This window comes from Streptomyces sp. NPDC057424, assembly GCF_042803315.1.
Classification (GTDB): Bacteria; Actinomycetota; Actinomycetes; order Streptomycetales; family Streptomycetaceae; genus Streptomyces.
This window is the reverse complement of record NZ_JBHVCP010000071.1, coordinates 16387-34668: the sequence shown is the minus strand read 5'-3', so window position 1 is coordinate 34668 and position 18282 is coordinate 16387. Positions and strand designations below refer to the sequence as shown.

Genomic DNA, 18282 nt, shown 5'->3' with positions numbered 1-18282 from the left:
CCACCTGCAACCGCGACATACCCACCCGCACACCGACCTGACCAAGCACTACTAGCTCTCCGAGCGGAGCGGGAACCGGGCCGCGGGCCCGGGCGTTGGGTTGTGTGAGAAATCCGTGAGAGACCCTGGGAGAGGTGATTTCGCTCTCTCTTCGACGGGTCCGTGCGCGGACGGCTCCGCCGGGGAGTATCACGGAGCGGGAAGGGGGTGCGGGGCGGTGCGGGCGATCAGCGGACTCTGGCGCTGGCGGCGCAATCCACTGTGCCGCGCGACCGACCTGGCCGAAGCCTGGGTGGCGCTGGCCGCCCTGCTGCTGATCCTGCTGGCCGCCCCGGTGGCCGGCTCGCTCGTCGGGGAAGCGGCTGAGGACGCGCTGCAGCGTTCCGTCCGGGCACAGCACGAGGCGCGGCATCCGGTGACGGCCACCGTGCTCCGCAAGCTCGACCGCTCCCCGCTGGACGCAGACCCGGAGACCTCGTCGGGCAGGGATCTGCGCAACCGCGTCCTCGCCGACTGGACCGCGCCGGACGGCACCCCGCACCAGGGGCCCGTCCTGGCGGGCCTCAAGGATCCTCAGCAGGGCGACCGGTTCCGGATATGGACCGATCGGAGGGGCCGGATGGTGGCCCGCCCGCTCGACCCCGCGACGGCCTCGACGCACGCGGTCCTGGCAGGCTTCGGCGCGGCCATGGCGACGGGCGGTCTCATAGAGGGCGGCAGACGGCTGATCGTCTGGCGCATGGTCCGCCGCCGGTACGCCCGTTGGGACCAGGCATGGGACAAGGCGGGCCCGGACTGGGGCAGGACGGGCACCGGCAGCTGACAGCCTTCCGGCTCTGGTCAACCCACCACCCGCGCGCACGCTACGGTGGTCCGGCCGAACCGTTCGGCACAACCCGCGCGCGAGCGAGCCCCCGGGGCGCGCCCCGGGGCGGACGAGCCGTCAGTACGACCGAGGTGGGGGCACAGCTACACCATGGCACAGGGCACGGTCCAGGTGACGCACACCGGCACGTCGCGGTGGCGGCGCCGCACGGGTGAGTACGCATCGCTCGCCGCCGCCCTGGAGGCCGCGGCCGACGGAGACGTCCTCACCGTCGCGCCCGGCACCTACCGGGAGAACCTCGTCCTGCAGCGCGCGGTGACCCTGCGCGGTCCCGAAGGCTCCCCCGGATCGGTGCGGATCGCGCCCGTGGACGGCGTGCCGCTGACCGTGCGCGCCTCGGCGGTGGTGCAGGACCTGCATGTGGAGGGCCAGGACGCCGCCGCCCCTGCCGTGCTGGTGGAGGAGGGCACCCCGGAGCTGCGGGACGTGCGGGTCGTGACGCGGTCGGCCGCCGGGATCGAGGTGCGCGGCAGCGCCCGGCCCACGGTGCGGCGCTGCGCGGTCGACAACCCGGCGGGCATCGGCATCGCCGTACTCGACGGCGCGGGCGGGGTGTTCGAGGAGTGCGAGGTCGTCGCGGCCGGTCAGGCGGGCGTGGCGGTGCGCGGCGGCGCCCACCCCCGCCTGGAGCGCTGCCGGGTCCACCACACCTCGGGCTCGGGCCTGTCGGCGACCGGGGAGAACTCGGCGCTGGAAGCGGTGGGCTGCGAGGTCTACGAAGTGCGGGGCAGCGGTGTGCAGATCACCGGCCGGGCCACCGCGCACCTCACCGACTGCGATGTGCACCGCACGACGGCCGACGGGGTCACGCTCGACACGGACGCGGTGCTGACACTCGCCGACTGCCGTATCCACGACATCCCGGAGAACGCGGTCGACCTGCGCTCCCGTTCCGTTCTCACGCTGACCCGCACCACGGTGCGGCAGTTCGGGCGCAACGGCCTGTCGGTGTGGGATCCGGGCACGCGGGTGGACGCCAACCAGTGCGAGATCTTCGACAGCACGGGCGACTACCCCGCGGTGTGGGTGAGCGACGGCGCCACCGCCGTACTGGACTCCTGCCGGGTGCACGACGTGCCGGACGCGCTGTTCGTGCTCGACCGCGGCTCGCGCGCGGACGTCGTCGACAGCGACCTGTCGCAGGTGCGCAACACGGCCGTGTCGGTGAGCGACGGCGCGACCGCGCAGCTCGACGACTGCCGGATCCGGGACGCGGCGACGGGCGCCTGGTTCCGCGACCACGGCAGCGGCGGCACGCTCAGCAACTGCACGGTGGACGGCACGCAGACCGGCGTGATCGTCACCAAGGGCGCCGACCCCACGGTGGAACGCTGCACGATCGACTCCCCGGCGGAGGCCGGTGTCTACGTCTCGGCCGGCGGCCGGGGCAGCTTCCTGAACTGCCGGGTCACGGGCAGCGGCGGCTACGGTTTCCATGTGATCGACGGAAGCCGGACCACGCTGCGCAAGTGCCGCACGGAGCGGTGCGCGCGCGGCGGCTACGAGTTCGCGGACAGCGGCGCGGACGCGGGGTCCGGAGCGGGCCCGCTCGTCGAGGACTGCACGAGCGACGAGAGTGCGGGGCTGCGCGATCCCGCGGCGCGGGAGACGGCCGTGCAGACGGTGAGCCACTCCCCCGGCCTGCTGGGCTCGGTCCCGGGACAGCGCACCGAACCGGAGCCCCCGGCGCCGGTCGCAGGGCCCGCGCGGCCGGCCCGCACTTCCAAGGACGTCCTGGGTGAACTCGACGCGCTGGTGGGCCTGGACAGCGTCAAGCGCGAGGTGCGCGCCCTCACCGACATGATCGAGGTCGGCCGGCGCCGGCAGCAGGCCGGCCTGAAGGCAGCCTCGGTCAAGCGGCACCTGGTCTTCACCGGCTCCCCCGGCACCGGCAAGACGACGGTCGCGCGGCTCTACGGCGAGATCCTCGCCTCCCTCGGTGTGCTGGAGCAGGGCCACTTGGTCGAGGTGTCCCGGGTCGACCTGGTCGGCGAGCACATCGGCTCGACGGCGATCCGCACGCAGGAGGCCTTCGACAAGGCGCGCGGCGGAGTGCTGTTCATCGACGAGGCGTACGCCCTGTCGCCGGAGGATTCGGGCCGGGACTTCGGCAAGGAGGCCATCGACACGCTGGTGAAGCTGATGGAGGACCACCGGGACGCGGTCGTGGTGATCGTCGCGGGCTACACGGCGGAGATGGAGCGCTTCCTGTCGGTCAACCCCGGTGTGGCGTCCCGCTTCTCGCGAACCATCACCTTCAGCGACTACGGCCCCGAGGACCTGCTGCGGATCGTGGAGCAGCAGGCCGAGGAGCACGAGTACCGGCTGGCCCCGGGCGCGGCGGAGGCCCTGGGAAAGTACTTCACGGTGCTGCCCAAGGGCCCGGCGTTCGGCAACGGCCGCACCGCGCGGCAGACCTTCGAGGCCATGGTCGAGCGGCACGCGAGCCGCGTCGCCCAGCTCCCGGAGCCGAGCACGGACGACCTGACGCTGCTCTTCGCAGAGGACCTCCCCGAGCTCCTCTGAGGAGCGGCCTACGCGGCGGGCGGCTCGGGCTGGTCACGCGGCGAGGGCACCTCCGCAACGTCCGGCCGCAGCCGGGCCAGCAGCTTGCGGCGTTCCTCGGCGAAGGCCGGATCGGCCTGGTAGTCGGAGTGGCCGAGGATCGGCGCGGGCAGCGGCAGGAGAGCGGTTCGGCCGTAGGCGAGGGGGTCCATCAGCGGGGCGTGGTCGACCTGCGGTCCCCGGTCGCCGGGCAGGCGCACCGGGCCGCCGATGGGGTCGGTGCGCCGGTGGAGGTTGCGCCAGCAGTCGACCTCCCGGTGCAGGGAGCTGAGCGCGGCGGGTCCGAAGTGCGCCGGGAACCAGCGGCCGTAGAGCCGCTCCAGCGGGGAGCCGTAGGTCAGCAGCGCCACCCGTTTGCGGGCGGACGGGGCGAGTTGCCAGGCCGCTGCGGCGGCGAGCACGCTGCCCTGGGAGTGCCCGGAGATGACCAGCCGGCCGCCGGTGGCGCGGGTCCAGGTGGCCACCCGCCAGGTCAGGTCGGGCACCGCGCGCTCGGCGTAGCAGGGCGGGGCGAAGGGGTGCGACGCGCGTGGCCAGAAGGTTCCGACGTCCCACAGGATGCCGATGGTGCGGCGGGCCGCGGCGTCCTTGTAGGCGCGCCGGCCCCAGGTGACGAAGAGTATGAAGCCGAGGCCGATCAGCCAGGAGCCGAGGGCCTGGGAGGTCTCGGCGGCGCCGTGGACGACGGGGTGGGCGCCCTGCGCGGCTGCGCCCGGGGTCTCGTCGGTGGTCAGGGCGCCCACGAGGGCTCCGGCGCCGAACAGCAGGGTGACGCCGGAGGTGACGGCGACGATGCGCGGTCCCCGGTCGGTGAGTGAGGCCATCGCCCGGGTGTAGGCGATGCGGCGGGTGCGGGCTGGGTCCTCGGTCTCGTGCGGGTAGTCGAGCGCCACGGCGGCGCGCTCGGCGCGGGCGAGCTGCCAGGCCCGATGGGCCAGCCAGCCCAGCAGCACCAGCAGCACCACGAGCAGCGGCGGGATCACGGACGCCTGCCAGGTCAGCAGCACCGGCGGGCCCGCGATCGACGCCCCGGTCCCGTCCAGCCAGTCGGACACGCGCTGGGACACGCCGCCGGACATCACCCCGCCCAGTGCGCAGGCCAGCATCGCCACGGCCGGTCCGCCCAGGCCCCGCAGCACTGCCCGCCGGTCGGGGTCGGTGCGGTGCAGGACGTGGGCGACGGCACCGAGGACGATCACGAGCAGGCCCTGCACCAGGGCGATCCCTCCGAAGGTCGTGTCACCCGGCAGCCGGCCTTCCGATGCCCACCCGGGGCGCTCCCACCCGGCGTACAGCAGGGCGAGGACGAGCAGGACGAGCGCGGCGAGCGGCAGGCGTCGTACGAAACGCTCGTCCAGCTCCCGGTCCAGCCGCCTCTCACTGCGGCCGCGGCGGCACACCACCCACACCACGGCGAGCGCGCAGGCCGCGAGGGCCGATTCCAGGACCAGGCCCAGGATGTCGAGCACGGCGGGGCCGCCGGGGCGCCGGTCGTGGCGGGCGGCGGCGCTGCCGACGGCGGCGGCGACCGTGATCAGGCCGGCGGCGGTGTGCGCGGCGCGCAGCCGGGCCACCAGCCGGCGCCCGTACCAGAACCCGGGCCGGCCGAGGGCGGTGGGGCCGCCGTCCCCTTCGGGCTCGGGGGCGCGTTCGATGGGCTGCTGGGACTCGTAGTCGCTCCACGTACGCCGGGACAGGTACCACAGCAGGACGGTCAGGGCGGTGGGGACGGCAGCGGCGAGGGCGAGCCTGCGGCCGGGTGCGCTCCACCAGCCGCCGTCCGAGACGGTGGGTGAGAGGAAGCCCAGCCAGGAGTGGCGGTCGGCGCAGGCGGTGGTGCCCGCGCACTGCCAGGCCGCCAGGTCGAGGGCGACCTCGCAGGCCGCCGCGACGAGCAGCACCGTCAGTGTCAGGGCCGTGAGCCGCACCAGGAGGCCGTACAGGCGCACGGTGCGGCGGCGGCCGTGGGCGGTGGGGCGCATCCAGTGGGCGAGGTTGACGACCATGAACGGCAGCAGCAACAACCACAGGGCGCGGGTGCCGTTGCCGGAGGTGAGGTTGCACCAGACGTATGCCTCGGGCACCGGTCCGTCGCGGCGGCGGTCGTCGGGGCTGTGCTCGGCGTCGACGTCGTCGGCGCGCCGGAAGACGGCCGCCGTGTCGTCGCCGGTGATCCGCACCGTCCGCGGATCGTTGAGCATCTCCTGCGGCGTGGTGCCGCCCACGCCGTGGACCAGGAGTTCCAGGGCGGTCCCGGGCTCGCCGGGCCGCGTGGCGGGACCGTCCGGCCCGCCGGTCGACGCCTGTTCCTGCGCACGTTCCACTGATTCGCACTTCCCCCGTGACACGCCGTCGGCTCTGCCCGTGCGGGCACAGGATCTCCACTTCCGCGGCGCCGCACACCTCCTGTCACGGAATCTCCCCGATCCGTGATGAACGGAGACGCGTGCGCTCTCAGTGGCATGGGCGCGACGAGCGGGCGCGGTGGCACTCTCCGCTCCGCGACATGCAAGGATGGGACATCCCCGCAGCGGAGCCGGGAAGGATGTCCCGGTCGGAGCCGGTGCGGGGTGTGTCGGACGGCATTGAGGCGAAAGGACCGGAGCGTACGTGAGCGAGAATCAGAACCTCCTCGCGGAGCAGCGGCGATCCCTGATCCTCGACGAGGTCCGCCGCCGGGGCGGTGTCCGGGTCAACGAGCTGACCCGCAAGCTCGGCGTTTCGGACATGACGATCCGCCGCGACCTCGACGCGCTCGCCCGCCAGGGTGTGCTGGAGAAGGTGCACGGCGGCGCGGTCCCGGTGGTCGAGGCGAGTACGCACGAACCCGGCTTCGAGGCCAAGTCCGGCCTGGAGCTGACGGCCAAGGAGGACATCGCTCGCGCCGCGGCCAAGCTGGTCGCACCGGGCGCGGCGATCGCCTTGTCGGGCGGTACGACGACCTTCGCGCTGGCGCACCAGTTGCTGGACGTCCCGGACCTCACGGTGGTCACCAACTCGGTACGGGTCGCCGACGTCTTCCACGCGGCGCAGCGCACCTCGGGGCCGCGGCAGGGCGCGGCCACGGTCGTGCTGACGGGTGGGGTGCGCACGCCCTCCGACTCGCTGGTGGGGCCGGTGGCCGACCAGGCGATCGCGGCACTCCACTTCGACTTGCTGTTCCTCGGTGTGCACGGCATATCGGTCGAGGCCGGCCTGTCGACGCCGAACCTCGCGGAGGCCGAGACGAACCGGCGGCTCGTCCAGTCGGCCCGCCGGGTGGTCGTGGTCGCGGATCACACCAAGTGGGGCAAGGTGGGCCTGAGTTCGTTCGCCTCGCTGGAGCGGATCGATACGCTCGTGACGGACGCGGGCCTGCCCGACGAGGCGCGCGGGGTGGTCACGGAGCATCTGCGGCGCCTGGTGGTGGCCGGGGAGCCCGAGGACGACGCAGACATCTGACGGGGCGCCAGCTAGGGTGACGGTCCACGGTCACCGCCCGCTCCCGTCCAGGAGGGCTCCGCCCATGGCTCGTCGACTGCGCCCGGTGGGGCTCGACTTCGTCGGGACCGCACCCGTTCGGCACGTCTTCGTACGGGAGATCTCCGCTCCGGCGGAGGCGGTCTACGGCGCGCTCGAGGACGTGCCCGGCTGGGCCGAGTGGTTTCCGCGGGTGAGGGCCGCCCGCCCGGCCGACGCCGGCGCGGGGCGCGACATCACGCTCACCGGTGGCATCCGGTTCCGCGAGTCGATCATCGCGGCGGAGGCGCCCGGGGTGTACGCCTATCGCGTCGATGGGACCAACCTGCCGGGTGTGCGGGCGATAGCCGAGGAGTGGCGACTCGCGCGGGCCGGCAGCGGCACCCGGGTGCGGTGGACCTTCGCCACCGACGGGACGGCGGCGTACCGGCTGGCCATGAAGGTGGCGCGCGGAGGCCAGGCACGCGCGTTCCGGGACGCCATGACGTCGCTGGAGCGGCGGCTGCGGGTCTGAGGGGTCCTTTCACCATGCCCGCCCGGGTTGCGTGGTCTGGCACCGCGCCTCGCCGCGTTGCCGAAGAGCCCTGGTGGCTCTTCCCCCCGGGCTCTCGCCTTCGCTCGAGCAGGGGGCACCCCCATCGAGGGCTCTCCGGCGCCTTGTGATGCACGGCACCAGACCATGCCACCTGATCGGACGCTCATAGTGAAAGGACCCCTGAGAGCCCGGCCTCAACCGGGCCAGACGCCCGTCTCCAGGAGGGAATCGATCGCGGCCGTGTACGGCTCGATGTCCAGCCCCTGGCCGGCCAGCCAGGCGTCCGAGTAGTACTTGTCGAGATACCGGTCCCCCGGGTCGCACAGCAGGGTCACGACGCTGCCCTGCCGGCCCTCGGACACCATCTCGGCGACGATCTTCAGCGCGCTCCACAGCCCCGTGCCGGTCGAGCCTCCCGCCTTGCGGCCGATGGCGCGTTCCAGCGCCCGTACGGCGGCGACGCTGGCCGCGTCGGGCACCTTCATCATCCGGTCGATCGCGCCGGGCACGAAGCTCGGTTCCATGCGGGGCCGGCCGATGCCCTCGATACGGGAGCCGCAGTCGCAGGTGACGTCCGGATCGCCGGTGGTCCAGCCCTCGAAGAAGCACGAGTTCTCGGGGTCGGCCACGCAGACGCGGGTGTCGTACTGCATGTAGTGGACGTAGCGCGCGAGGGTCGCGGAGGTGCCGCCGGTGCCCGCCGTGGCGACGATCCACGCCGGCTCGGGAAACCGTTCCAGGCGCAGCTGACGGAAGATGGACTCGGCGATGTTGTTGTTCCCGCGCCAGTCCGTGGCCCGTTCGGCGTAGGTGAACTGGTCCATGTAGTGGCCGCCGGTCTCGGCCGCGAGGCGGGCGGACTCCTCGTACATCGTGCGGGGGTCGTCCACGAAGTGACACCGGCCGGAGTGGAACTCGATGAGGCGGATCTTCTCGGTGCTCGTCGTGCGCGGCATGACGGCGACGAAGGGGACGCCGATCAGCTTCGCGAAGTACGCCTCGGAGACGGCCGTCGAGCCGCTGGAGGCCTCGATGACGGGCCGGTCCGGCCGGATCCAGCCATTGCAGAGGCCGTAGAGGAAGAGGGAGCGGGCGAGGCGGTGCTTGAGGCTGCCGGTGGGGTGGGTCGACTCGTCCTTCAGATACAGGTCGATGCCCCACCGCTCCGGCAGGGGGAACTGCAGCAGATGGGTGTCGGCCGAGCGGTTGGCGTCCGCCTGGACTCTGCGGACGGCTTCTTTGAGCCACGCCCGGTAGGCGGCGTCGCTGTGGTCGACGTCGAGGGTCACGCCGGTCCGGGTCTGCTGGGGAGTTCTCACGGGGGGGGCTCCTAACGCTGCGCGCCGGCGAGGGGGCGCACAGCCGGCACACCGATCATAAGCACCTGGCGCACGCTCCTCACCTGCATAAACGCATCTTTGAGCCCCCCAAAGCGCCCCCAGGGGCAGGGCCCGGGGCAAGGGGGCGCGTGGTCCCGGGGGCGCGTTGGCGAGTGTGCTGCGGGCGCCCCCCGGCGAGGGGGTCGCGGGCACTGGTGCTCGACGCCGGGCGGGGGCAGACTGCACGGCGGGACCAAGGCCCCGGACGGGATGAGCGCAGGGCACGACCGCCTCACGGAGCAGACTGCCGGGCACGGGCATCACACCCGGGGGGCGTGGACCGGCAGAGCGCACCACACGGCCGTGCCGGGTTCGCACCGGGCGGGAGGCACCACCCCGGAGGGCCCGTGCGTCCGGACGGGGCACACTGGATCAGGACACGAGCCCGTACCGGGCATCGCGCACGGCGGACCGGTACACCGACGCGCACTAGGGGGCGGGTGGCATGGGAGAGCCGGAGTTCAGGGCCACGGGCGTGCGGATCGGGAAGCGGCTGCGTTCGCTCACCCGGGCCGGACAGGTCCGGATCAGCGACGGCCGGCTCGAGTTGCTGACCAGCTACGGCAGTGAGATCGACAGCGCGCCGGTGCAGGCCGTGCGCGCCTCCAAGCCGTGGTTCGGCCCCGATGACCGGGCCACGGCGGATCTCAACGGCAAGCGGTACCTGCTCACCCTGGGCGACCACGACCCCGCCCCGGGAGAGCCGGGTCCGCCGGCCGCGCGGCGCTTCATCGAAGCCGTGCGCAGGGCAGCGGGGCGTGGCGCCTGAGATGTCCGCGAGTTGCGGTACCTCATCCCCTGCGCCACTCTGGTCTCACGTCACTCTGGGTTTACCGGCGATAACGCTGCGAACCAGCCCGCCGGACACGACAGCAGGCGGCAGTGTCACGCAGGCGCCCTGCTGGATCCGAATCCCGTGTTCTTCCGGACCTCACGTCGGGGAGTCGCAGCCGTGATCAGCTACCCAAGCAGACACTGCACGGTGGAGCTCCAAGCCCTGCCGTCGCGGATCGGCCAGGTCCGCAGAATCGTATCTGCGCAATTGCGCTACTGGCATCTGGATCCCCTGATCGACCGGGCCTCGCTCGGCGTGACGGAGCTGTTGTCCAACGTCCACCGGCATGCCCAGCCGGACAAGACGTGCACCGTGGAGATAGAGCTGCTGCTCGACCGGCTCACGGTCTCGGTGCGCGACGGCGACCCGCGGATGCCCGTCGTCGACGACGCCGAGCCGCTGGCGACCTGCGGGCGCGGGCTCGCGATGGTGGCCGCCATGAGCGAGAGCTGGGGCGTCCGGCCGGACGGTGAGTCCGGCAAGGTCGTGTGGTTCACCCTGCCGACGACCGCCCCGGTTGCGACGCCGTCGCTCCGGTCGCGGCGCACGATCCAGGAGAAGCCCGCGCGCAGGTTCGCCGAGGTCGGGGCCTCCACCGACGGGCTCCGGCCCGACCATGCTCCCGCCCGGTCCGCCGTTGCCGGTTGACCGGGCGGTGACCACCGTCCCCTGGTGACCCTCGGGGCGTACGCCGCCGGGTGCGCTCCCGGGGGCGGACGCCACTCCGCGGCCAGGGCCCGCAGCACGTCCGGGCGTGCTGCGGGCCGGCCGGGCGCAGCCCCGTGAGAGTGCCGGCCGCGGGGCCCGCGGCGGCAGGTGGTGCGGGGCGTGGTGGCCGGTCGTGCGGGGCATGGTGGTCATCTTCATGCCCCGCTCCCCTCGCGGCCGAACTCCTCGTTCAGCACGGGCAGTCGCCAGCACCTGGGCGACTCCTGGCGACAGGGGGCTGCCGCCGGGGTCTGCATGTCGTCCCACTTCTCGATCCGGCGGGTCTCGCCCGCTCCGCACGGCCTCGACTCCTGTAACTACTGGTATGTACAGTTGGAGGCATGAGCACCCCGGAACGGCTGATCGAGTCCACCCGCGAACTGCTGTGGGAGCGCGGCTACGTGGGCACCAGCCCCAAGGCGATCCTGGAGCGCGCGGACGCCGGACAGGGCAGCATGTACCACCACTTCAAGGGCAAGCCCGATCTCGCGCTGGCCGCGATCAGGCGGACCGCCGAGGAGATGCGGGCCACCGCCACGGACGTACTCGACGGCCCGGGCACACCGTACGAGCGCATCGAGGCGTATCTGCGGCGCGAGCGGGACGTGCTGCGGGGCTGCCCGGTCGGCCGGCTGACGATGGATCCGGACGTGATCGCGAGCGCCGAGCTGCGCGCACCGGTCGACGAGACGCTCGACTGGCTGCGCGGGCGGATCGCGGGGATCGTCGAAGAGGGCAAGAGGCAGGGCCAGTTCGCGACCGGCCTGGACGGTGGGGAGATTGCGGCGGCGGTCGTCGCGACCGTCCAGGGAGGTTACGTCCTCGCCCGCGCCTCCGGCTCACCCGCCGCGTTCGACGCGGGAGTCCGGGGACTGCTCTGCCTGCTGGCGCCCAGCACCTCTTGAGGGGACTTCATGCACGCGATGCAGTACGAGCTCACCCTGCCCGCCGGCTACGACATGGGCATCATCCGCGACCGCGTCGCCCGGCGAGGGCGTCTGCTCGACGACTGGGACGGGCTGGGCCTCAAGGCCTACCTGACACGCGAGCGCGGCCTGCGCGGCTCGCCGGTCAACCAGTACGCGCCCTTCTACCTCTGGAACACCGTCGACGGCATGAACTCCTTCCTGTGGGGCGGCGGATTCCAAGGCGTCAGTGACGACTTCGGGCGGCCGTCGGCGCGGCAGTGGACGGGCCTGGCGTACGAGGAAGGGCAGGCATCGCACGCGCGTTTCGCCGTCCGGCGGCGTCAACGGGTGCCGGACGGCGGGCTGTTGACCGACGCCGTGGAGGCAGCGGTGGGCGAGGCCCGGCGGCTTGCGGCGCAGGACGGGGTCCTGCTCGCCGCCTCGGCCGTCGACACGAGCCGCTGGGAGCTGGTGCACTTCTCCCTCTGGGAGCGGGACCCGCCCGATACCGGCGGCGAGGTGTTCGACGTACTGCACCTGTCCGCGCCGGGCCGGGACCTGCTGCCCCGGGGACGTCAGTGGTGAGCGTGGTCCGCACGGTGCTGGGTGACGTGTCCCCCCAAGACCTGGGGGTGTGCGACGCCCACGACCATCTGTTCCTCGGCAGTCCCCGGCTGCCCGGCCAGGAGCTGCGCAGCGTGGCGGCGGCCCGGGCGGAGCTGGTCGCGTTCCGGGAGCAGGGCGGTGGGGCCGTCGTGCAGTGGACGCCGTACGGGCTCGGGCGGCGGGCCGCCGATCTGCCGCCGCTGTCCCGGGAGACCGGGGTGCACGTGGTGGCCGCGACCGGCCTGCATCAGGCCGTGCACTACGACGAGGACACGCTCGCCGGGCTGCGGAGCCGGCTCGCCGGGCTCTTCGTCTCCGAACTCACCGAGGGCATCGGGGCGTCGGGGGTGCGTGCGGGGTTCGTCAAGGTCGCGAGCGGCTTCCACACCCTGGACGCGCACGCCCGCTGGACCATGACGGCGGCGGCCGAAGCCCATCACGCCACGGGCGCGACGATCGCCGTGCACCTGGAGACGGGCACCGGCGCGCTGGACGTACTGGACCTGCTGTGCGGGGAGTCGGGAGTGCCGCCGCACCGGGTGGTGCTCGGTCACCTCAACCGCTCCCCCGACTTCGTGGTGCACCGGCAGGCGGCCGAGTCCGGCTGCTATCTGGCCTTCGACGGGCCGTCGCTCGCCCACCACGCCACGGACTGGCGAATGCCGGACGCCGTACGGGCTCTCGCCGACGCCGGGTTCGGTGACCGGCTGCTGCTGGGTGCGGACACCACCACGGCCGCCGCCCGGTCGGTGAGCGGCGGCCCCGGGATGCCGTACCTGCTGCGCCGGGTCCGGCACCGGCTCGCGCACACCGTGGGCGAGGAGCTGGTGGGGCGCGTCCTCACGGAGAATCCGGGCCGGGCCTTCGGGGCCGAGTGGCGCTGACCGGCCGGGTCACCGGTTTCAGCCGCCGGCCTGGTCGCTGTCCTTCATCGAGCCCCAGCCGTGCCAGCGGTCGACCTCGATCCAGGCGCTGACCCGGGGGCGGACACGGTCCGGGTAGGGCTTGCCGATGTAGTGCCGGGCGAGGAGGTCGATGTCGGTCAGGTCCTCGTCGTCGTACATCTCGGTGACGCGGCCGATGAGGGTGACGTGGGTGTACCAGTCGTCACCTGCGAGGACGGTGAGGGTGACGCGCGGGTCACGGCGCAGGTGCTTCAGGCGGACACGGCCCCGGTCGAGGTTGATCAGCACCCGGCTGTCCTGCCACGCGTACCAGGTGGCGGTGGAGACCGGTGCGCCGTCGGAGCGCAGCGTGGCCATGACGCACGGGTTGGGCCTGCTGAGCAGGGCGTCGGCCTCGGGCGGCAGCGGCGGCCTGGACATGAGGGAACCTCCTAGGAGTCGGGCTTCTCGTCGAAGCTGGCGAAGTAGGCGGCGACCATGTCCTCGTCGGCATGGCCCTGTGCGGCGGCCCGCTCCATGCGGGCGGCGGCCGCTTCGGCGACGTCCAGCCGGACACCGTTCTCGGCGCCTGCCTGGACGATCAGCCGGGCGTCCTTGGCGGCGGTGGTCACCGCGAACTGGGGTGGTGTGAGCCGGTCGTCGAGGATCAGCTCGGACTTGGCACGCAGATAGCCCATGTCGAGCGGGCCGCCGGCAACGAGGTCGAAGAAGCCGTGCGGGTCGACGCCGAGGGCCCTGGACAGGGCGAGGGCCTCGCCGGCGGCGGCCGTGACGGCGAGAACCCAGCTGTTGGCGACGAGCTTGAGGCGGGTGGCCCCGCCCAGCGCCCCGTCCTCGCCGCTCCACACGGTCCGGGCGCCGACGGCGTCGAAGACCGGTGTCACCTTCTCGCGCCCCTCGGCGGGTCCGGCCGCGAGCACGGTCAGCTTTCCGGCTTCGGCGGGCTGGCGGGTGCCGAGAACGGGGGCGTCGTAGAAGACCAGGCCGTGCTCATGGGCGAAGGCGGCCAGCTCGGCGACGCCCTGGATGCCCGCGGTGGTGGACTGCACCCAGACGGTGCCCGGGCGCAGGGCGGGTACGGCCTCGCGCATCGTCTCCAGGGCGGCGGGACCGTCGTAGAGCATGGTCAGGACGACGTCGGCGTCCTGGACGGCCTGTGCGGGGGTGCCGGCGATCCGCACGCCCTCGGCGGCGAGCGGTTCGGCCTTGGCACGGGTGCGGTTCCAGGCGCGGACCGTGTGACCGGCCCGGGCGAGGTTGCGGGCCATCGCGGCGCCCATGATGCCGGTGCCCAGGACGCTCACGGTGAGCTTGTCGGTCATTGCGTCAACTTCCTCGGTGGGGCGGTGCGGGCGGACTGCCCGCACCCCAGCCTGCCCGCTCAGCGGCGAACCTTCCCGGAAGCGGCGCGGACAAGCCTGATACCAGTGGGGTCAGGCTCGCGGCATCACACCCGGTCCTCGGTCACACCTGCGACGTCAGCGCTCCCAGCGGATCGTCCAGGACCGGCTGCCAGGCCAGTTCCGCCGCGCCGACCAGGCTGTTGTGGTCGAGGGTGCAGGGCAGGATGGGGACGCCGCCGCTCTGGCCCCACAGGCTGCGGTCGGCCACGACCGCGCGGAGGCGGGCGGGGTCGGCGTCGAGGAGGGTGCGGTGCAGGCCGCCGAGGATGATGCGGTCCGGGTTGAGGATGTTGACCAGGCCGGCGAGGCCGAGGCCGAGGCGGTCGATGAGTGCCTCGGCGGCGGTGCGGACGCCCGGGTCGTCGTAGTGGTGGCGGATCAGGTCGATGGACTGCTGGAGCAGGGACACCTCGGGGCCGGGCTCGCGTCCGGCCTCGGTGAGGAAGGCCAGCGGGTCGGTCTCCACGTCGAGGCAGCCGCGGCCGCCGCAGTGGCAGGGGCGGCCCTCCGGGTGCACGGTGAGGTGCCCGACCTCCAGGGCGAGGCCCGAACTGCCCCGGTGGAGGCGGCCGTCGAGGACGAGCGCGCCGCCGACGCCGCGGTGGCCGGTGGCCACGCACAGCAGGTCGCGGGCGCCGCGGCCGGCTCCGTGCCGGTGCTCGGCCAGCGCGGCGAGGTTGACGTCGTTCGCGGCGAACGCGGGTCCGTCGATACCGGCCGCGTGCACCTGCTCGGCGAAGATGTCCCGCACGGGCGCGCCCGCGGGCCAGGCCAGGTGGAGAGGGTTCAGCGCCAGACCCTCGGGTTCGGCGACGGCGGAGGGTACGGCGAGGCCCGCGCCCACGCACCGCAGTCCGGTCTCGCGCAGCAGCTCGGCGCCGGCCGAGACGACGGAGGCGAGCACCTTGGCCGGGTCGGCGTCGACGACCTCGCAGCCGGGCGCGGTGGCGACGATCCGGCCGCCCAGTCCGACCAGAGCCGCCCGGAAGCCGTCGGCATGCACCTGCGCGGCGAGCGCGACGGGCCCGTCGTCGGCGACGGCCAGTTTGTGGGAAGGCCTGCCCTGGGAGCCGGCCGCCGCGCCGGGCCGGGCGTCGACCCGGATCAGTCCGAGCGCTTCCAGCTCGGCGGCGACCGCGCCGGCCGTCGCCCGCGTCACCCCGAGCTCGGCGGTGAGCACGGCCCGGGTGGGCGCGCGTCCGGTGTGGACGAGCTCCAGCGCGGGCCCGAGCGCTCCGCGCCCCCGGTCCAGCCGCGTCCTCGAGGTACTCCCGTCCCCCGCCTGCCGGGGGTCCGCCTTCCCGCTCATGAGGGCGAGTCTCCCATGATCCGCCGGGATGTGGCCGAGTGTGCCCGCCGGGCGTCGCGGAGCGGGCCGGGATCCTCTCGGTCAGGCTCTACAGGCCGCTGACCCGGAGCGTGATGTTGAGCCGGCCCGTGAGCCCCAGCCCGGGCGGTGCCGTGCCCGCGTGGACCCTCGGGACGCCGTGGTAGGCCAAGCGGGACGGGCCGCCGAAGACGAACAGGTCGCCGCTGCGCAGGTCGATGTCGGTGTAGGGCCGGGTGCGCGACTCGGTGTTGCCGAAGCGGAAGACGCAGCTGTCGCCGAGGCTGAGCGAGACCACCGGCGCGTCGGACTTCTCGTCGCTGTCGCGGTGCATGCCCATGCGGGCGTCGGCGTCGTAGAAGTTGATCAGTGCGACGTCGTAGGCCGGTGCCTCGCCCCCGAGGGTGTCGCGGACCGCCCTGCGGCCCAAGTCGCCGAGCCACTCCGGGAACGGCTTGACCGGCGCGCCGTCCCCGTCGGCGACCGTGCGGGCGTAGGCGTACGGGTACCAGTGCCGGCCCAGGCACACCTGGCGGGCGGTCATGGTGCCGCCGCCGGGTGTGCGGACCGTGCGCAGGCCGGCGGGCGGCCGGGCCCAGTCGCGGCAGGCGTCGAGCAGCGCGCCCTGGGCTTCCGCGTCGAGCCAGCCGGGCAGGTGCACGGCGTCGGGCGCGACCTGCGCACGGGCCCTGGGGAACAGCTCGGCGTCCATGCCTTCCATGGTGCCCGACACGCCCTGAGCTGCGGCTCGGCTAGCCTGGTCGCACGATGAACGACCGTATGACGACGCCGTGGGGCGAGCCGGCGCTGACCCGTTTCCCCGAGGACCCGCGCGACAGGCTGCGCGCCTGGGACGCCTCGGACGAGTACCTGCTGAGGCATCTGGACGGGGAGCGGGTGCCGCTGGACGGCACGGTCGTGGTCGTCGGGGACCGCTGGGGCGCGCTGGTCACGGCGCTCGCGGCGCACCGGCCGGTGCAGATCACCGACTCCTTCCTCGCGCAGGAGGCCACCCGGGCCAACCTCGCGCGGGCCGGTGCCGAGGCGGGTGCGGTGCGGCTGCTCACCACGCAGGATCCGCCGCCGGGGCGGATCGACGTGCTGCTGGTGCGGGTGCCGAAGAGCCTGGCGCTGCTGGAGGACCAGTTGCTGCGGCTGGCGCCGGCCGTGCACGCGGGGACGGTCGTCGTCGGCGCGGGCATGGTGAAGGAGATCCACACCTCGACGCTGAAGCTGTTCGAGCGGATCCTCGGCCCGACCCGTACCTCCCTCGCCGAGAAGAAGGCCCGGCTGATCTTCTGCACGCCGGATCCCGCCCTGGAGCGACCCGCCAGCCCGTGGCCGTACGTCTACACGCTCCCGGACGGTATCGGCCCCGCTGCGCGAGGCACCGTCGTCAACCACGCGGGGGTCTTCTGCGCCGACCGGCTCGACATCGGGACGCGGTTCTTCCTCCGGCATCTGCCGGACGCGCGGGGGGGCCGGGTGGTGGATCTGGGGTGCGGCAACGGCGTGGTGGGTACGTCGGTGGGCCTGGCCGACGCGGACGCCGAGGTGCTGTTCGTGGACGAGTCGTTCCAGGCCGTGGCCTCGGCGGAGGCGACGTACAAGGCCAACGGCGTGCCGGGACATGCCGAGTTCAGGGTCGGGGACGGGCTGGCGGGCGTGCCGTCCGGCAGTGTCGATCTGGTCCTCAGCAACCCGCCGTTCCACTCCCACCATGCGACGACGGACGCCACGGCCTGGCGGATGTTCACCGGGGCGCGGAGCGCGCTGCGGCCGGGCGGGGAGCTGTGGGTGGTCGGCAATCGGCACCTGGGCTACCACGTCAGGCTGCGGAAGCTGTTCGGCAACAGCCAACTCGTCGCGAGCGATCCGAAGTTCGTGGTGCTGAAGGCCGTCAAGCGGTAGCGGAGCCCAGGGTCCGGAGGGTCCTGGCCACCGCCCGTGTCATGGCCTCCCGCGCGAGGGTCAGGTAGCTGCGCGGGTCGACCACCTCGGGCCGGTCGGCGAGGAACTCCCGGATCGCACCGGTCAGCGCGATGTTCAGGGCGGTCCCGATGTTGACCTTGGTGATGCCGCCCGCGACGGCCGCCGTGAGTTCGCCGTCCGGGACGCCGGAGGAGCCGTGCAGGACGAGCGGGACGTCCAGCGCGGCCGACAGGCTTTTGAGCAGGGCGTGGTCGAGGGCGGCCGTGCGGGTGGTCATGGCGTGGGAGCTGCCGATCGCGACGGCCAGGGCGTCCACCCCCGAGTCGGTGACGAAGGCTCGCGCCTCGTCGGGGTCGGTGCGGGCGCCGGGGGCGTGGGCGTCGAGCGGCGGCCTGCCGTTCTTGCCGCCGATCTGCCCCAACTCGGCCTCGATCCACAGCCCTTGGGCGTGTGCCCAGTCGACCGCCGCCCGGGTGGCGGTGAGGTTGTCCGCGTAGGGCAGCCGGGCCGCGTCGTACATCACGGAGCTGAAGCCGGCGTCCGCGGCCTGGTGCAGCAGGGCGTCGCTCTGCACGTGGTCGAGGTGCAGCGCGACCGGGACGGCGGCCCGTTCGGCTGCGGCGACGGCAGCGCGGGCGAGCGGGAGCAGCTGTCCGCCGCGGAACCTGACCGCGTTCTGGCTGACCTGGAGGACGACGGGGGCGCACACGGACTCGGCGCCCGCGACGACGGCCTCGACGTGCTCCAGGGTGATGACGTTGAAGGAGGCGACGGCGGAGCCGGCCGCGGCGGCGCGGGTGACGAGTTCGCCGGTGGTGGTGAGGGGCACGGGGC

Annotated in this window: 17 protein-coding genes; 10 read left to right on the top strand and 7 right to left on the bottom strand. The window is 73.5% G+C overall.

The features are described from left to right. The first annotated feature begins 217 nt into the window (after positions 1–217). The gene (locus ACFU3E_RS34250) at positions 218–823 is read left to right on the top strand and encodes a hypothetical protein (RefSeq protein ID WP_384167341.1); all 606 of its coding nucleotides are present in this window, start codon (positions 218–220) and stop codon (positions 821–823) included. 153 nt (positions 824–976) lie between these two features. Beyond that, positions 977–3412, top strand: a complete 2436-nt coding sequence (locus tag ACFU3E_RS34245) for a right-handed parallel beta-helix repeat-containing protein (RefSeq protein ID WP_384167340.1) — start codon at positions 977–979, stop codon at positions 3410–3412. Positions 3413–3420: 8 nt separating this feature from the next. Here ACFU3E_RS34245 and ACFU3E_RS34240 read toward each other — a convergent pair whose 3' ends face one another. Then, a complete protein-coding gene (locus tag ACFU3E_RS34240) occupies positions 3421–5775 on the bottom strand; it encodes a hypothetical protein (protein ID WP_384167339.1) in 2355 nt (784 codons plus the stop codon). Positions 5776–6061: 286 nt separating this feature from the next. Here ACFU3E_RS34240 and ACFU3E_RS34235 point away from each other — a divergent pair, with 286 nt between their 5' ends. Together ACFU3E_RS34235 and ACFU3E_RS34230 are read left to right on the top strand one after the other, a co-directional pair. Further along, positions 6062–6892, top strand: a complete 831-nt coding sequence (locus ACFU3E_RS34235; protein ID WP_384167337.1) for a DeoR/GlpR family DNA-binding transcription regulator — start codon at positions 6062–6064, stop codon at positions 6890–6892. Positions 6893–6956: 64 nt separating this feature from the next. Next, positions 6957–7424, top strand: coding sequence for an SRPBCC family protein (locus ACFU3E_RS34230; protein ID WP_384167335.1), 468 nt, complete (start codon positions 6957–6959; stop codon positions 7422–7424). Between the two features lie 215 nt (positions 7425–7639). Here the strand turns inward: ACFU3E_RS34230 and ACFU3E_RS34225 are convergent, their stop codons facing one another. Then, the gene (locus tag ACFU3E_RS34225) at positions 7640–8764 is read right to left on the bottom strand and encodes a PLP-dependent cysteine synthase family protein (RefSeq protein ID WP_384167333.1); all 1125 of its coding nucleotides are present in this window, start codon (positions 8762–8764) and stop codon (positions 7640–7642) included. 505 nt (positions 8765–9269) lie between these two features. Here ACFU3E_RS34225 and ACFU3E_RS34220 point away from each other — a divergent pair. From ACFU3E_RS34220 to ACFU3E_RS34200, 5 genes are all read left to right on the top strand, one after another. Continuing rightward, entirely contained in the window at positions 9270–9593 is a 324-nt protein-coding gene (locus ACFU3E_RS34220) for a hypothetical protein (protein ID WP_384167330.1), read from the top strand. A 183-nt stretch (positions 9594–9776) separates the two neighbouring features. Next, positions 9777–10307, top strand: coding sequence for an ATP-binding protein (locus ACFU3E_RS34215; RefSeq protein WP_384167327.1), 531 nt, complete (start codon positions 9777–9779; stop codon positions 10305–10307). Positions 10308–10708: 401 nt separating this feature from the next. Continuing rightward, the gene (locus ACFU3E_RS34210; RefSeq protein WP_384167324.1) at positions 10709–11272 is read left to right on the top strand and encodes a TetR/AcrR family transcriptional regulator; all 564 of its coding nucleotides are present in this window, start codon (positions 10709–10711) and stop codon (positions 11270–11272) included. 9 nt (positions 11273–11281) lie between these two features. After that, positions 11282–11860, top strand: a complete 579-nt coding sequence (locus ACFU3E_RS34205) for a DUF4865 family protein (RefSeq protein WP_384167321.1) — start codon at positions 11282–11284, stop codon at positions 11858–11860. Further along, a complete protein-coding gene (locus tag ACFU3E_RS34200) occupies positions 11857–12765 on the top strand; it encodes a phosphotriesterase (protein ID WP_384167318.1) in 909 nt (302 codons plus the stop codon). Before ACFU3E_RS34205 ends, ACFU3E_RS34200 begins: the two co-directional genes overlap by 4 nt. Before the next feature lie 18 nt (positions 12766–12783). Here ACFU3E_RS34200 and ACFU3E_RS34195 read toward each other — a convergent pair whose 3' ends face one another. The 4 genes from ACFU3E_RS34195 to ACFU3E_RS34180 form a co-directional block, all read right to left on the bottom strand. Then, the gene (locus ACFU3E_RS34195) at positions 12784–13206 is read right to left on the bottom strand and encodes a PPOX class F420-dependent oxidoreductase (protein ID WP_384167315.1); all 423 of its coding nucleotides are present in this window, start codon (positions 13204–13206) and stop codon (positions 12784–12786) included. A gap of 11 nt (positions 13207–13217) precedes the next feature. Further along, the gene (locus ACFU3E_RS34190) at positions 13218–14108 is read right to left on the bottom strand and encodes an NAD(P)-dependent oxidoreductase (RefSeq protein ID WP_384167313.1); all 891 of its coding nucleotides are present in this window, start codon (positions 14106–14108) and stop codon (positions 13218–13220) included. A 142-nt stretch (positions 14109–14250) separates the two neighbouring features. After that, positions 14251–15498: an ROK family protein gene (locus ACFU3E_RS34185; protein WP_384167310.1), complete on the bottom strand. Its 1248-nt coding sequence runs from the start codon at positions 15496–15498 to the stop codon at positions 14251–14253. An 88-nt stretch (positions 15499–15586) separates the two neighbouring features. After that, the gene (locus ACFU3E_RS34180) at positions 15587–16228 is read right to left on the bottom strand and encodes an alpha-ketoglutarate-dependent dioxygenase AlkB family protein (protein ID WP_384167308.1); all 642 of its coding nucleotides are present in this window, start codon (positions 16226–16228) and stop codon (positions 15587–15589) included. Between the two features lie 68 nt (positions 16229–16296). Between ACFU3E_RS34180 and ACFU3E_RS34175 the strand changes: the two genes are divergently transcribed. Then, complete coding sequence (locus ACFU3E_RS34175) at positions 16297–17427, top strand: methyltransferase (protein WP_384167342.1); 1131 nt, start codon at positions 16297–16299, stop codon at positions 17425–17427. Here the strand turns inward: ACFU3E_RS34175 and ACFU3E_RS34170 are convergent. Continuing rightward, positions 17417–18277, bottom strand: coding sequence for a ketose-bisphosphate aldolase (locus ACFU3E_RS34170; protein WP_384167305.1), 861 nt, complete (start codon positions 18275–18277; stop codon positions 17417–17419). The two genes, ACFU3E_RS34175 and ACFU3E_RS34170, sit on opposite strands and share 11 nt — an antisense overlap. Positions 18278–18282: the final 5 nt, after the last annotated feature.

Bases quoted from the DNA above. Each gene is read 5' to 3' on its own strand.
- ACFU3E_RS34245 (WP_384167340.1), top strand. From the start codon at position 977: ATGGCACAGGGCACGGTCCAGGTGACGCACACCGGCACGTCGCGGTGG.
- ACFU3E_RS34230 (WP_384167335.1), top strand. From the start codon at position 6,957: ATGGCTCGTCGACTGCGCCCGGTGGGGCTCGACTTCGTCGGGACCGCA.
- ACFU3E_RS34220 (WP_384167330.1), top strand. From the start codon at position 9,270: ATGGGAGAGCCGGAGTTCAGGGCCACGGGCGTGCGGATCGGGAAGCGG.
- ACFU3E_RS34210 (WP_384167324.1), top strand. From the start codon at position 10,709: ATGAGCACCCCGGAACGGCTGATCGAGTCCACCCGCGAACTGCTGTGG.
- ACFU3E_RS34205 (WP_384167321.1), top strand. From the start codon at position 11,282: ATGCACGCGATGCAGTACGAGCTCACCCTGCCCGCCGGCTACGACATG.
- ACFU3E_RS34195 (WP_384167315.1), bottom strand. From the start codon at position 13,206: ATGTCCAGGCCGCCGCTGCCGCCCGAGGCCGACGCCCTGCTCAGCAGG.
- ACFU3E_RS34190 (WP_384167313.1), bottom strand. From the start codon at position 14,108: ATGACCGACAAGCTCACCGTGAGCGTCCTGGGCACCGGCATCATGGGC.
- ACFU3E_RS34185 (WP_384167310.1), bottom strand. From the start codon at position 15,498: ATGAGCGGGAAGGCGGACCCCCGGCAGGCGGGGGACGGGAGTACCTCG.
- ACFU3E_RS34180 (WP_384167308.1), bottom strand. From the start codon at position 16,228: ATGGACGCCGAGCTGTTCCCCAGGGCCCGTGCGCAGGTCGCGCCCGAC.
- ACFU3E_RS34175 (WP_384167342.1), top strand. From the start codon at position 16,297: ATGACGACGCCGTGGGGCGAGCCGGCGCTGACCCGTTTCCCCGAGGAC.